This is a genomic window from Spirosoma pulveris (assembly GCF_054781875.1).
In genome coordinates this window covers 135,181-149,738 of sequence record NZ_BAAGTO010000004.1, presented here as the reverse complement: position 1 = coordinate 149,738, position 14,558 = coordinate 135,181, and the positions used below count along the sequence as shown (strand labels likewise).

8 protein-coding genes are annotated in these 14,558 nt (G+C 51.4%); 3 read left to right on the top strand and 5 right to left on the bottom strand.

The features are described from left to right. Window positions 1-122 precede the first annotated feature (122 nt). The 4 genes from ACYVJM_RS16515 to ACYVJM_RS16500 all read right to left on the bottom strand — a co-directional run bounded on the left by ACYVJM_RS16515 (window position 123) and on the right by ACYVJM_RS16500 (window position 4,413). Window positions 123-932, bottom strand: coding sequence for a LysM peptidoglycan-binding domain-containing protein (locus ACYVJM_RS16515; RefSeq protein WP_461149330.1), 810 nt, complete (start codon window positions 930-932; stop codon window positions 123-125). Window positions 933-950: 18 nt separating this feature from the next. After that, the gene (gene purE / locus ACYVJM_RS16510) at window positions 951-1,433 is read right to left on the bottom strand and encodes a 5-(carboxyamino)imidazole ribonucleotide mutase (RefSeq protein WP_461149329.1); all 483 of its coding nucleotides are present in this window, start codon (window positions 1,431-1,433) and stop codon (window positions 951-953) included. Between the two features lie 186 nt (window positions 1,434-1,619). Continuing rightward, complete coding sequence (locus ACYVJM_RS16505; protein WP_461149328.1) at window positions 1,620-2,867, bottom strand: DUF1501 domain-containing protein; 1,248 nt, start codon at window positions 2,865-2,867, stop codon at window positions 1,620-1,622. Window positions 2,868-2,976: 109 nt separating this feature from the next. Continuing rightward, window positions 2,977-4,413 (bottom strand): DUF1800 domain-containing protein, encoded by a 1,437-nt coding sequence (locus tag ACYVJM_RS16500; protein WP_461149586.1) that lies wholly within the window; start codon window positions 4,411-4,413, stop codon window positions 2,977-2,979. A gap of 361 nt (window positions 4,414-4,774) precedes the next feature. On the opposite strand from ACYVJM_RS16500, the gene ACYVJM_RS16495 reads away from it, so the two are divergent. The 3 genes from ACYVJM_RS16495 (at window position 4,775) to ACYVJM_RS16485 (ending at window position 12,866) form a co-directional block, all read left to right on the top strand. Beyond that, window positions 4,775-5,818 (top strand): hypothetical protein, encoded by a 1,044-nt coding sequence (locus ACYVJM_RS16495; RefSeq protein ID WP_461149327.1) that lies wholly within the window; start codon window positions 4,775-4,777, stop codon window positions 5,816-5,818. Window positions 5,819-5,940: 122 nt separating this feature from the next. Next, entirely contained in the window at window positions 5,941-9,996 is a 4,056-nt protein-coding gene (locus ACYVJM_RS16490; protein ID WP_461149326.1) for a S8 family serine peptidase, read from the top strand. A gap of 110 nt (window positions 9,997-10,106) precedes the next feature. Next, window positions 10,107-12,866: a S8 family serine peptidase gene (locus ACYVJM_RS16485; RefSeq protein ID WP_461149325.1), complete on the top strand. Its 2,760-nt coding sequence runs from the start codon at window positions 10,107-10,109 to the stop codon at window positions 12,864-12,866. 76 nt (window positions 12,867-12,942) lie between these two features. Here ACYVJM_RS16485 and ACYVJM_RS16480 read toward each other — a convergent pair whose 3' ends face one another. Then, window positions 12,943-14,550 (bottom strand): S8 family peptidase, encoded by a 1,608-nt coding sequence (locus ACYVJM_RS16480; RefSeq protein ID WP_461149324.1) that lies wholly within the window; start codon window positions 14,548-14,550, stop codon window positions 12,943-12,945. Window positions 14,551-14,558 lie beyond the last annotated feature (8 nt).

Genomic DNA, 14,558 nt, shown 5'->3' with positions numbered 1-14,558 from the left:
TTCGCTGTCGGTAGTCAACAAAGTGTCAGTAAATACTGACGAAATAAAAAGGCACGGGTAAATACCCGCGCCAGCCTCGCATACGTCAGTAACTTCTAGCTCCTCACTCCTATTACTAAAAATCACTGTTTGTCAGGAAAGGGAATAATCAGCTTTTCGCCACGGGTGGCGATATCTTTGTCTTTTCTGTTGGCCCGCATGATCGCTTCCTTGCTGACGCCGTATTTCTGCGCCACCACCCGCAACACATCGCCCGGACCAACCGTATGAACAGCCATGGCTTTCACCTTTAATTTGGTGACGCCCGCTTTGATATCGCTTTCTGATACACCGGGGTTCAGTTCTTTCAGGGTGTTGATCTTCATATTATACCGATTTGCAACACCATAAAAGGTCTCTCCGGCACCAACAGTGTACGTACTCGATACGCCACCGGGTTTGACCGCCACGCGGTCTACTTTGGCTTTATCTGCCTCGTCGGTTTTGGGCTTCTCGGGTTTTGGTTTTTCGACGGGTTTCTCCGCTTTCGGGCGCTCCGCTTCCGGTTTTTCAATCGCTTTTTCGTCCGGACCGGGTTTGCCGCCGGTTGTTTCCCGATTGTCTTCGGCTACTTCTTCCGCTTTCGCGTTTGCTTCGGGCGCATCGGCCGGTGGTGTTGCCTGCGATAAATCGACGGGAGCCGGCTGCGAAGACGTATCCTGCTCCTGGGGAGTCATCAGCATTTCCGGTTCGTTTTGAGCGATTGGTTGCTGCGTAACGGTATCGAGCGCCACATTGGTTAACTCATCCGAACCATTGGTATCATCTGTGATATAGCCGTAACCAACGTAAAGCAACGCGGCAATCAGGCCCACCAGCACGACAAGCGTGATAGCGGGTAAACTTGAATTTCCAGCCGGACGAGGATTGGCGGATTTATTGTCGGCATCCATAACGAAAACTGGATTGGATTAGGGTCTGGTTAACTGGCGACTCATGTCGGCCACTTTTTCCTTTAAATTTTCCTTGAACTGACTCAGGTTTTGGGCAACGGCTTCGTCGAATGTACCAACGATCTGAGCCGCCAGAATACCGGCATTACGGGCGCCATCCAGGGCCATTGTGGCGACCGGTACGCCACCGGGCATTTGAAGAATAGACAGCACGGAGTCCCAGCCATCAATTGAATTACTGGATTTAACCGGAACTCCAATAACGGGCAGAATTGTCAGCGAAGCAACCATGCCCGGTAGATGTGCCGCTCCCCCCGCCCCGGCGATAATTACCCGTAACCCACGGCTGCGGGCTGCTTTCGCGTAATCGACCATTTTTTCGGGTGTGCGATGGGCCGATACAATGTCCATTTCCCACGTTACCCCTAACTCTGTTAACACGTCGGCGGCCTCCTGCATGACCTTGCGGTCGGAGAGGCTTCCCATAATTATACCTACCATTTAGAAGATTATGAATTGACTCTCTGCGAAATAACGGAGTTTATGGCACATTCTGCCCGTATTTCCCTTTTTTTTGTTCTATAGTCAGTCAATGGGCTTATTCCATGTTCTAACCCTGTACGCGACTTTCAGTTTAGAAAAAGTCGGAAAAACTGCCCCGGGCGAAATGGCAGAACACCTCCTTACTTACATAATCTTGAGACCATCGAATTTGCGGCCCAGAATGGCCACATCGTCAACGCCCAGATAGTCATGTAGCAGGGTAGCATATATCTGACGAAAATCAACGGAATAGGTAAGGTCACCGTCCGTCAACCTGGTCAGATTTGGAGCCTCATTCAGGACGCGCCGGGCGGGCAGACCGCCCCCAATCAGAAACACGTTATTAGCGGTGCCGTGGTCGGTGCCGTTACTGGCGTTCTGTTTCACCCGCCGACCAAACTCCGAGAAAGTCATCAGCAGCACATCGTTCTGACGTCCGGCGGTTTTCAGATCGGCCATAAACGCTCCAACGGCTTCGGCATATTGCCCCAGCAGCCGCTCCTGCTGACCGGGCTGGTTAATGTGCGTATCGAACCCGGAAATAGACACGTAATAAACGCTCGTATCGACCCCAGCCTGAATCAGCTGCGATACGGTTTTAAGCCGGTTCCCCAGCTCATGGTTCGGATAGGTTGTAAGCACAGTACCGGCGGGTACCGAACTGGTCGGCTGGCTCGTTCGGCTTACTTTATCATAGACATAGTCGGCAGAGGAGACCGTTTCGGCGAGGGTTTTGTAAAGATACGCTACCGATTCGGGTTCGTGTGCGGCATGTGGCTGCGCTCCCGACTTGCTCAGCCCCGTAACGAGGCTGCTTCGGGTTTGATTGTACAGCTTTTTCGGTTCCAGCACGGCCATGCCATTTAACTTACTGCCTTTCATAGCCAGACTCAGGGTATCATCGACCTCAATGGTACGATACGGTTGTTGGGCTTTCCCGGCACAGGCAGCATCCAGATAGCGGCCTATCCATCCTGTATTTACGTACGTGTCGGAATCGCTGGCGGTTTGCCAGATGTCCATCGAGCGGAAGTGAGATCGGTCGGGATTGGGGTAACCAACGTTGTTGATCACTGTCAGGAGGCCGTCATCATACAACGCTTTCAGGGGTCCCATGGCCGGATGCAGACCTATTTCGTCGTTCAACTGAAGCACTTTTTCGGGCCGGATGGCAATAGTTGGGCGCTCCCGGTAATAAATGTCATTCCGGTAATGGATAACGGTATTGAGCCCGTCATTCCCACCCGACAATTGTACAACTACCAGAATCTTACCGGTTGAAGCCGGGCCTTTCCCCAGCATCTGCGACTCATAGGCTTTTAGAAAGTGCGGAATCAGCATCGTTCCCGCCGTTGTAAATGCCGACTGTTTGAGAAAGTGTCTACGGTTCATAGTCAAAGAGTAAAAGGCTGAAAGAGCGAAAGCTTTCCGGTTTAATAAACTCCGGACAATTACCTTTTTTCATTTCCAGATTGGTTTTCGCTCTTTCAATCTTTCGCCATTAAGTGAGTTGATACTCCGGCAGGCTCATGATGGCAGCCGTTAGCATATGAATGCGTTCGGGGCGTGTCTGGCCGGGTTTTAGTTGACTCTCAAGTACGATTCGTTGGTCCGGACGTAGCGGAAAGGGCAGCAGTGCTGCCGTCAGGGCATCCGTTAGCCCGGCATCGGGTGTATCGGCAAAAGCCTGCTCAAAATCGGCCCAGCCGACGGTCGTTCGAAACTTCGCATTTCCTTTACGGGCCAACAACTGGGTGTTCACATCGCCGTCTTCTTTAGGCCGAACCAGCACATCGGCGGCTTTGAGGACGTAGTTGGGCAACTGCATTCGAAACAACAGGCTCGATGAGTCGATCCAGTTTTTACCCCCCGGCCAACCGGCTACGTTGGGTGGATAAAACAGCAGTTGACCCAGTGTTCGCTGAACGAAAATCTGCGGCTGAGGTTGGTCGAACTGAACACCCAGGGTATGACGCATGCCAGCCAGTAGCTCTACGGGTGATTTAATGTGCGCGCCGATGTTCTTAGGGTCGTAGAACCAGTCGGCGGTAAAGATCTGCTCCATCAGGCCGCTAATGTCATAGCCGCTCCTGTAAAACTGATCGGCCAGTTCATCGATCCGGTTTTTGTCTTCATTCTCATTGACAAAAAAGCGGTAAATTTTAGCTGTAACGAAGCGGGCGGTCTGCCGGTTTTCGAGCAACATCGCCACCACATCTTCGCCCTTGAAGGAGCCCGTTTTACCAAAGATCGTCTTCTCGCCTTCGTCATGAACCCGCTCCCGAAACACGAACTGCCCTTCGGGCGTAAACTGCCAGCCCGTAAACGCGCGGGCCGCTTCTTTAATGTCGTGTTCCGAATAGTTGCCACGGCCCAGGGTGAAGAGTTCCATCACCTCGCGGGCGAAGTTCTCATTAGGGGCGTTTTTCCGGTTTTGCTGGTTATTGAGGAATTGCAACATGGCTGGTTCTTTGGAAACCGCCATCAGTAAATCACCAAATTTACCCAGGGCGTTTTGCCGAAGTGTGTTGGCATACTGCTGCATGAGCAGCGGATTCCGGCCCTGTGCCCGGCAGGCAAAATGACCATGCCAGAACAAGGCCATCTTCTCGCGCAATGCGCCTTTACCCGTGGCCATCCGGTCAATCCACAACAGGTTGAGATCCCGCACCTTTTCAGCATTATCCCGAATGCGCTCTTTAAGCATCTCTTTATCGAGTTGCCCATCGCGCAACATACCTTTCAACTGCTGCTTTGTTTCGTTTTGTTCGGGTTCCACAACGCGCAATTCTGCGGTAGTTTCGCTATCTCTGAACAGTTGGCGGACTACTTTTCGCAGGGGCTTTCGGTCTGCTTCGGTTAACTCGGCGGGAGTGGCTCCAAAAGCCGCCCGGGCGAACAGATAACGAGTTTGTTGCTGTCTGGTCAGTTTGTCCATGATGGGTACCCATTGGCTATTGCGGTATGACAAGATAAGTAACGAAGCGTTTAAGAGATTTGGGGATTAAATTTTAGCCAAGTCAGTTCAGCCGACCGGCACAGACAACAGTTACTGCCCTGCCTATCTGAATCGGTAAGTTGGCTTAATACCATTAAGTATACTCAGTAACGAAAAAAGCTACTGATCGCCATCAGGAGGCCTCTTTGTAAAGACTATCTGTCACAAAAAATAGTAATGAGTATTCTTTATATCTTTTTGTAAATACATGAAAATTTCCACATTTTGGCCTCTAAAAATCAGGAAAGCTATTTCCTGAAATTGGAACATAACCTTCTCTTATTAACCCCACCAAATCAATATGCGATTTTTTACACTTTACCTTTTCCTGGTAACGGTAGGTAATTCGTTCGGACAAATGACCGAATTAAACTTCGACTTTTCCTGTAAAGGGACAACCACAGGCTTTCAATCGGTTAAAGTCATTTATAACCGCAGTCAAAATCAACTCCTTGGCCTCGTTCAGAGCGGAGCTTCCAACAAGTCAACGGAAATCGTCTGTGCGAACCTTGCCGACAGTCTGGCAGCGTATTTTAGGGATTCAACGAGTCAGGCGTTGAAAACGCCCCTTGTCGTAGTTCTTAATGAATTCTTTCTCAATGAGACACATAGCACCGGCAATGAAACAGGGCGACTCCGACTGTTTATGCAGCTTTTTACGTCAAACTCTGCGGATCAGTTCACTGAGTTGATGACTATTGACACCATCTACACAAACACAGGGCGGGATGTTACCAAAGCTTTGCTACGCTCGGTTAGTGACCAGTTTTGTCTTCTTTCGAAACAGGCTTTCCAACTAGCCGGGCAACAGGTACCAGCCGAGATAACCAGGTATAGCTATCAGGATCTGCTGGTTCTCGATAGCCTAGAAAAACATAAACTGCCCATGTATACCACCAGCCATGCGCAAGCCGGTATCTACAGAAATTACACGCAGTTTAAATTAAACAAACCGGAACCCGTTGCTGAGCTGGAAATTGACGAACGAAAAAGCGGAATACAGGTATATACCTGGGACGAAAAACACAAGAAGAGAACCAAGTTACGACCAGACGGTTTATTTGCCGTTTCGGACGGCACTATGTTGCTGCGGGCCACAGGCTTGGGTTTTTACAAGATGATGAAAGAAGGTGATGACTTCTTTTACTGGCGGCCAAGGCCTAACTATGCCAGCTCAGGGACTGCACCGCTATTTATGAGCATCATGTTTGGGGCGGTAGGTGGCTTGGCGGCCGGAGCGATACAGGCCAATTCTAAAGAGTCCAATCAATGGCTTTTGCAGAAGGTGAACTACCGAAAGGGCAATTCGGTACCCGTTTCCTGGGTATATGGCAAACCAAAGTAAGGCATTAAAAAGTCAATAAAACAACCGATACAGCCAAACGGTTACGCAACAGAATCCCACTGTCTTACGTAAAGAGTATACGTATTTCATTGAGTGCTGTATCGGCTTTATTATACTTATTTATGTCTCAACGTTTATGGTCTCGCACTGGTGGGTTGACCGTCCTTTTAGGGTCGACCACTTTCTCACTTTTAACGGCACAATCTCTGCCTCAGTACAGTGCCCCGCAGCGGGTACAACAGAGCCAGCTTAGAAAAACGATTGAACAGGCCCAAACCGAAAACTACCGAACAGCCGTGTTGGCAGCGCAGCGGCTAAATCGCCCCATCAAGCAAATCTCGCCCTCCGGTCGGGTCATGATGCTGCGCGAGATTACGGCTACCGGCGAACTCATTTATGATGCGACATACAGCACCACAAAAGCAGGTATAAGCACCCGAACCAATTCGCTGTATGCGGGCGGGAGCCTGAGCGTTTCGCTTTCAGGAAGTACACTAACCAATAAACTCGGGGTTTGGGATGGTGGCAGAGTTCGGGAGACCCATGTTGAGTTCCGGAATGGAACGGGCAGCCGGGTTGTGCAGGTCGATTCGTCAGCTACGCTGGTAAGTCACTCAACCCACGTAGCGGGTATTATGATGGCTGCCGGTGTTAATCCGCAGGTAAAAGGCATGGCCTTTGGTACCAACCTACGCGCCTACGACTTCAATTCCGATGTGACCGAGATGAGTGCCGCAGCCCCTAACCTGCTCATATCGAATCACTCCTACGGCTCCAATTCAGGCTGGGTGTATAACGACACCCGAACCACCACGACAAAATGGGAATGGTGGGGCGATACCACCGTCAGTAAAACTGAAGACTACAAGTTCGGTTTTTATAACTCCGCAACGGCTACCTGGGACCGGATCGCGCAAAATTCGCCGTACTACCTGATCGTGAAGGCCGCAGGCAATGACCACGGTTCCAGCGGACCCGGTGCCGGACAGCCCTATTACCTCGGCAGCAGCCGGAATACCAGTACGCAGGCCCGTGATGACCAGCAGGGATATGACCAGATCAGTACATACGCCAACGCGAAAAACATCCTGACTGTAGCGGCTGTTGGGAATCTGAATTTCGGTTATAATCAATCGGCGGATGTGCCGCTGAGCGATTTTACCAGTTGGGGGCCAACAGACGATGGCCGTATCAAACCCGACATCTCCGGCATTGGCGTCGGTATCCTGTCGTCCAGTTCGGAAAGCGATAGCGCCTATGTCGTTTATGACGGCACCTCCATGGCAACGCCCAATGTAGCGGGTACCCTGTTGCTTCTGCAGGAATTATATTCTCAACAAAACAGTGGGAAATTCATGCGGTCGTCCACCCTGAAAGGGCTTGCCCTGCATACGGCCGATGAAGCCGGTACAGCCCCCGGTCCTGATTATCGATACGGCTGGGGTTTGTTAAATGCAGAACAGGCCGGACGGGTCATTTTAAACACCAACCAGAATCACTTGCTCGATGAGCGTACCCTCGACCAAGCCGAAACCTACTCGCTAACGGTGGTGGCGTCTGGACTTGGACCGCTGGTTTCTACCATTTGCTGGACAGACCCCGCCGGTACCGCCAGCACGGTTTCGGCCGCGAACCTGAATAACCGGACGCCCAAGCTTGTCAACGACCTCGATGTACGCATCAGCGATGGTACCACCACTACCCTCCCTTGGGTACTTGATCCTAACAACCCATCGGCAGCGGCTACACGGGGCGACAATATTCGCGATAACGTGGAGCAGGTACTGATCAGCAACCCAATACCAGGCCGTTCTTACACGATTACCGTCACCAGCAAGGGCACATTAGGCGGGAACAAGCAGGATTATGCCCTGCTCGTCAGCGGCATCGGTGGAAAAGCGTATTGTACGTCGGGAGCCACCTCAACGGCCGACACAAAAATAAATCAGGTACAATTCAGCAATATCAACCAGGCAGGAGCTGCGGGCTGTACGTCCTATACTGATTTCTCACAAGCTGTTGGCACGGTACAGATTGGACAGCAGATTCCGCTCACCGTATCCTTAGGCACTTGTGGCGCGACGCGTAACGTAATCGTGAAAGCCTTCGCCGACTGGAATCAGAACGGAAGCTTCGACGACGCGGGCGAAACCGTGGCCGTATCGGGGGTGTTGCAGAACTCCGCCCAGTTTACCGCCACGGTAACCATTCCCACCAATGTCCAGACGGCCCAGAATGTACGCTTTCGTATTGTAGCTGTCGAAACCGAAAATACCGCTTCCGTTGTAGCCTGTGGTAGTTACGGCAACGGCGAAACGCAGGACTATGTCCTGAATGTAATCCAGACAACGAACGATGTAGGCGTAATGGCACTTGTTTCGCCCGAGTCGAATTTTTGCGCTCAGACGGGTTCTACTCTTACGGTAGCGGTCCGGCTTCATAATTATGGTACGGCAAACCAGACCAATGTGCCAGTCAGTGTTCGGATTACGGATGCGAGCAACAACCCCGTTACGACCCTCAGCGGTACCGTTCCTGAGCTCACCGCCTTTCGGGAAAGTACCGTCTCTCTTCAACTACCGGCCAGCGTCGTACTGGCTCCCGGCCAAACGTACCAGTTCATCATCTCGTCGGGCCTTGGCACAGACCAGAATGCAGCAAACAATAACCTTACGGTAACCCGTTCGACAGCCCTCGCCCCAACAAACGGCGTGTTTTCGGTCACTCGCTGCGGCAGCGATACGACCATTTCACTCCGGAACATAGGCGAAGGAACGGCTTTCTGGTACGACGCTCCAACAGGCGGCAATCTGGTGGCAGCAGGCAACCAGGTGGCAGTTAAGTCGATCCCCGCCAGCGGTCAGCTCTATGCTTCACTGAACACGTTTTCGGGCACAATCGGCCCAGTCAACAAAAACGCGTTTGGGGGCGGATCGTACGGGACGGCGTTCCAACCTGCCCCGCTCATTACCACACAGGTGCCGCTCCTGCTTGAAAGTGCCCGGCTGTATATCGGCTCGGCAGGCACAATTACGTTCACGGTTCGAAAGTACGACAACACCGCCGTATCGAGCGTAACGCTGGATGTGACACCTACCCGCACCCAAAGTCTGACAACATCCAGTGGCGGCACCTATCCCGACGACCCGAACGATGAAGGTGCCGTTTACCCGTTAAATTTGCGAATTCCGGCAGCGGGCGATTATAAGATTACGATCGATTACGGGGATGGGGCGTCTATTTTCCGAAGTAATTCGGCCGTTACGGGGCTACCCTATCAGCTAAAAACGCAAAGTGGTCAGCCGGTCGTTACTATCAAAGGGGCTCTGTTTAACAGCGGCACATCGACAGATACCTTAAAAACGGCCTGGTATTATTTTTATAACATGAGCGTCCGATCGCTGGACTGCCCCGGTCCGCAACGCGTTGCAGTTACTCCGGTAACGGGTACAGGTACTACGGCAACGATAACGCCCAACGGCTCAACCAGCGTTTGTCAGGGAGCCAGTGTTCTTTTGCAGGCGAATACAGGAACCGGGCTTACATATCAATGGTATCGAAACGGACAGGCTATTTCGGGTGCCACCAGCAGTACACTCCTGACCGCTGCGGCCGGAAGTTACATTGTTCAGGTATCAAACAATTGCCTGCCGGTCAATTCGGCTGCGGTAGCCATCACCCTGCAAACAGCGCAAACGCCCACCATTACGACCAATGGGTTTACGCTAACGTCGAACGCGACAACCAATATTCAGTGGTTGCTCGATGGCGTACCCATTGCCGGCGCCACCTCTCCAACCTATACGGTCGTAAAAAGCGGGCGTTATTCCGTGAAAGGTAGTGTCAATGGCTGTGGGGAATTAATTTCAGGTGACGTTTATCTGACCATTCTGGCAACCGAACCCATTACGGACGATGTTAACCTGAGCGTGTATCCAAATCCGGCTACTCGGCAAATTACAGTTTCGCTGGCCGATGTTTCCGTTTCGACCAAAGTACCTACGGTGCGTCTGACGAACCTCACGGGTCAAACAGTTCGTACGGGAACCCTTCAACGGGATGGAAAAAGTTATTCAACAATATTTGATGTTGCAGACTTACCAGGCGGTACGTTTTTTGTGGTTGTAGAAGACGACCGGGCGCAAAACGTTCGGGTGAAACGGATTCGCAAGCAATAACGTCTACCCCTCTGCAGCTATTACAGACATACGATTTTATCAATACACGTAAACCACAACGCAGTACTTGGGCTTTTCCAGTACTTGTGTTGTGGTTTATGTGTAGTTTCATGAACCGGGTTCATGCGCAGTTGCCCGGCCCAAAAGCTACACTAACGTGGCAGCAGGCGTTGACTCAACGGTATGATCGTTTACAGAAGCGTACTCGTCAACTGGCAAAGCAGCATCGCTGGCCCCTTAGCAAAAACTATTCCAATCAGCGAATGCTGACCTTGATGGAGGTAGATGCACTGGGGCAACCCGTTTATTATACGCTCCATAATGCAGAAGCAGCCAGGGGAACACAAACTCAGGATTTATATGGTACAGGTTCCCTGCCCATTTCGCTGTCGGGCAATAGCGCCGTTAGCAACGGTCGGCTTGGCTTATGGGATGGCGGGCGGGTACGGACATCGCACCAGGAGTTTGCTGGCACTACAACGGGCAGCAGCCGGATTGTACAGCAGGATAATACAACGCCCGTAAACGACCATACCACTCACCTGGCGGGAACCCTGATCGGTAAAGGCGTACGTGAACAAGCAAAAGGAATGGCTTTTGGAGCGCAACTGACGGTGTGGGATTACACGAACGACATCACCGAGCTAACAAAGGCGGCTCCTGGCCTGCTGGTTTCCAATCACTCCTACGGGCCGGTTGCCGGTTGGGTCTATAACGACACTCGACCCGGCACCAACCCTGATCTGAAATGGGAATGGTGGGGAAATACGACTATCAGTCCCACAGAAGACTACCTCTTTGGTTTTTATACCGCAAAAGCCAGCGACCTGGACCAGATTGCGTACAACAACCCATTTTTTCTGATGGTCCGTTCGGCGGATAATAAGCGTGGCGAAACCGGACCTCCCGCCGGAACACCTTATTTTCTAAAAAACACATCCGTTCAAAGTGACCTACCCCGTAGCCGAAACGATGCGTATGACGTGATTCCGGGCGAAGCAACGGCCAAAAATGTGTTGACCGTTGGTGCCGCTACGCTATCGTTTACCGATCAGGGCAAGCCGACCCTAATTGGCTCAACCCCTTTTAGCGGTTGGGGACCTACTGATGATGGCCGTATAAAACCGGATCTATTAGGCGTTGGAACGGGAATTTTCTCGTCAATATCCACCAGCGATACCACTTACGGCAACTATACCGGTACGTCAATGGCTTCGGCCAATGTAGCCGGGTCGTTGTTCTTACTACAGGAATTATATGCTATCAAAAGAGGGCCAGGCATGCCAGCCAGCGGGCAGTTCATGCGAGCCGCAACGCTTAAGGGACTAGCCCTGCACACCGCCACCCGGCCTGGCCCTGCAACGGGGCCTAACTACCAGTTTGGCTGGGGTTTACTGAACACCAATGCTGCCGCCCGTGTGCTGTTAAATCAGGATATGGCGCACCTCATCCTGGAAAAGTCCCTGGTTTCTGGCGGCACCTTTACCCAATCCATTGTCGCCCAGGGTAACGAACCATTGATCATAACCCTTTCCTGGACCGACCCAGAAGCAACGGCATCGAGTCTGTCGAGCAGTTCACTCAATAACAGGAGCCCTAAGCTTATCAATGATCTTGATTTACGGGTTAACAACGGCCAGCAAACAAACCTACCCTTTACTCTTGACCCCGCTCGCCCGGAGCAGGCAGCCAAACGCGGAGATAACAACCGGGATAACGTAGAGCAGGTTTACATAGCCGATCCGGTAGCAGGTCAAACGTATACGCTGGTTGTTTCCCATAAAGGGTCAATGACCTATTCCAGTCAGCCTTTTTCGGTGGTGATAAGCGGCCTTCGCCGGGTTAATTGCCAACTAGCCACGTCAATCCAGCCGGCTAAGGACACAACTATTTGCGCGGGCAAGTCTATTATTCTATCGGCCTCGACTAAATCTGCTGGCTTACAGTATCAATGGCTACGGAACGGCGTGGCTATTGCCAACGCGAAATCGGATACGTACGAGACGAGTCTGGCCGGCTCTTACCTCGTAAAAGTTACCGACGTGAACGGCTGCTCGGCCGTTTCACTACCGGTTCAGGTACAGGTTCGTTCATTGAACTTAACATTAACACCGGCCAGTCCTCAATGGCTTTGCGTTACCCGCGATACGATCCCGTTACGCCTTGCTGACGTACAACAGTTTACAACTACCAACGACGCCGTTATTGACTGGTTACACAATGACCAGCTTATTGCCGATGCGCATTCAATCAATTTGAACGTAACCCAGCCCGGCGCCTATCAAGTACGCTTAACAAAGGATGGCTGTCAGTATGTATCGCCACAAGCGCAGGTGCTTCTTTCATCCGTGAACGAGGTAACCATCTTACCCGAAGAAACGGAACTTATTCTACCACAGGGTGCCTCCGTTACACTCATAGCACCGATCGATACCTCATACCACTACCAGTGGTACCGGGATGGGCAAAGCTTAGTAAATGCCCGCGACTTCAAGTTATCGGTCACTCAGGCTGGCACGTACAAAGTAGCCATAACCCAGCAGAAATGCATGGGCTGGTCGACGGACAGACTGGTACAGACTACTGTTGTGACCGGTATAACTCCAGATCCATTGGCTGCATTTACTATATACCCTAACCCAGCCGAGCATACACTCTCAATTCGGTACAGTAATCCTTCGGTCGTTCAACAGGCGCAGGTAAGCTTATACGACCTACGGGGCGTTTTGCTACAACCTCCTTTTTTGTTGAAAACACAAAATGGACAGTTTGAAGGGGCTATTTCCATAGTGGACCTAGCGCCGGGAACCTACATCCTTCGGCTTACCGATGGGCACTTCACCCAACTAGATCGGTTCATAAAAAAGTAGCGGGAACCCTTAACCATTGGCTTAGAGATTCCCGCTGCTTATGCTATTTACCGGCTACTTCCAGCCCCTGCAACTGCTATTTTCCTTTACCTGATGTCGCTGCATCCTGCGCCAGAGCCAGCTTTACGGCATCGTACAGGTTCACAACGCCACCCGTTTTCGACAAAGTCGAGAAGTCGACGGTATCTGTAGATTCCGGCTTTGTTACTTTGGTTTTATAAGGCGTTGCCGATTCAAGGATAATCCGTTTGATGTCGGCGTAAGTCAGTTTAGGGAAGTACGATTTTAGAACAGCCGCTACGCCAGCTACTACGGGCGATGCCATACTGGTTCCGCTGTTGTTCTCGTATTTGCTGCCGGGCACCGTCGAATAAATGTCCTTACCGGGCGCAAACACGTCAACATTTTGTTTTCCGTAGTTTGAGAAACTGGCCACCAGATCGGCGGTGTTCGGCTCGGCGCTGGCACCCACCGTAATCACGTTTGGAATAGCCGACCCGTCAATGAAGCGGGGAGCGGGGTAATTGGCAGCAGTGTCGATGTCTTTTCCGTCGTTACCGGCCGCATGAATCATCAAAACGCCTTTTGAGAGGGCATACCGTTCTGCATCTTCAACGGTTTTACGCTGGGGTGAATAATCTTTACCAAAGCTCATGTTGATGATTTTGGCACCATTATCGACCGCGTACCGGATGGCATTGGCTACGTCTTTATCGCGTTCGTCACCGTCAGGAACGGCACGAACACCCATTATCTGAACGGCATCGGCAATACCCATAATACCCAGATTATTGGTCCGGTCGGCACCAATGATACCCGCAACGTGCGTCCCGTGATCAGGCCGGGGACCGGCGATATCAGGATTACCGTAATCCCGCTGGTTCATGTCGTCCGGGTTGTCTCCTACGATCGTGCGGCTGTTGAAATCAGGGTTGTAGTTGTATTCAGCGCGTGATTTGAGTTGGTCATTGTACTTTTCCAACTCACCCATTACCACATCGGTATTTGGCGCATTCTGCTGGCGCAGCAACCGGAGTATACCCAATACAGGCCGTTTCAGGGACACATCGGATAGTGTATCGGCCGCTTTACTCAAGGTAATTGTATCCAGCTTGGATACGTTAAGGGCTTTTTTCAGCGTGGCAACAGCTTCTGAATACTGTTTATAAAACTGGCTGATTCCCTGATATTCTGTTTTGTATTTGGTCTGGTTTTTTTCAACCTCCGCCTTCGTCTTTACGTATAGATCGTATTCTTTCTGCTGATCTGGCTTTAGGGCTTTCCGGTCTTTGCCTTCGTATTTTGGCTTTAGCTGGGCATAAAGACGCGTCACTTCGGCGGTTTCGAAATCGACATTACGTCCGTCTTTACCACCGATAAAATTCCAGCCGTGAACGTCGTCCACGTACCCATTTTTATCGTCGTCTTTCCCGTTTCCGGCAATTTCTTTAGGGTTGACCCACAACACCCGACGCAAGTCCTCATGGGTGGTATCAATGCCACCGTCAATAACGGCAACAATGACGGGGGTTGGTTTACGACCGTTGAGCAGTTCGCGGTAGGTACGTTCAACACTTATACCGGCGGTATTATTGGTTTTATCCTGCAGATACCACTGCGTTTCCTGCGCCGATGCTGCCATAGAAAGCAGGCAAACGGATGCGCTGATAAGGAGTTTCTTCATGAAGTATG

Bases quoted from the DNA above. Each gene is read 5' to 3' on its own strand.
- ACYVJM_RS16515 (WP_461149330.1), bottom strand. From the start codon at position 932: ATGGATGCCGACAATAAATCCGCCAATCCTCGTCCGGCTGGAAATTCA.
- purE (WP_461149329.1), bottom strand. From the start codon at position 1,433: ATGGTAGGTATAATTATGGGAAGCCTCTCCGACCGCAAGGTCATGCAG.
- ACYVJM_RS16505 (WP_461149328.1), bottom strand. From the start codon at position 2,867: ATGAACCGTAGACACTTTCTCAAACAGTCGGCATTTACAACGGCGGGA.
- ACYVJM_RS16500 (WP_461149586.1), bottom strand. From the start codon at position 4,413: ATGGACAAACTGACCAGACAGCAACAAACTCGTTATCTGTTCGCCCGG.
- ACYVJM_RS16495 (WP_461149327.1), top strand. From the start codon at position 4,775: ATGCGATTTTTTACACTTTACCTTTTCCTGGTAACGGTAGGTAATTCG.
- ACYVJM_RS16490 (WP_461149326.1), top strand. From the start codon at position 5,941: ATGTCTCAACGTTTATGGTCTCGCACTGGTGGGTTGACCGTCCTTTTA.
- ACYVJM_RS16485 (WP_461149325.1), top strand. From the start codon at position 10,107: ATGAACCGGGTTCATGCGCAGTTGCCCGGCCCAAAAGCTACACTAACG.
- ACYVJM_RS16480 (WP_461149324.1), bottom strand. From the start codon at position 14,550: ATGAAGAAACTCCTTATCAGCGCATCCGTTTGCCTGCTTTCTATGGCA.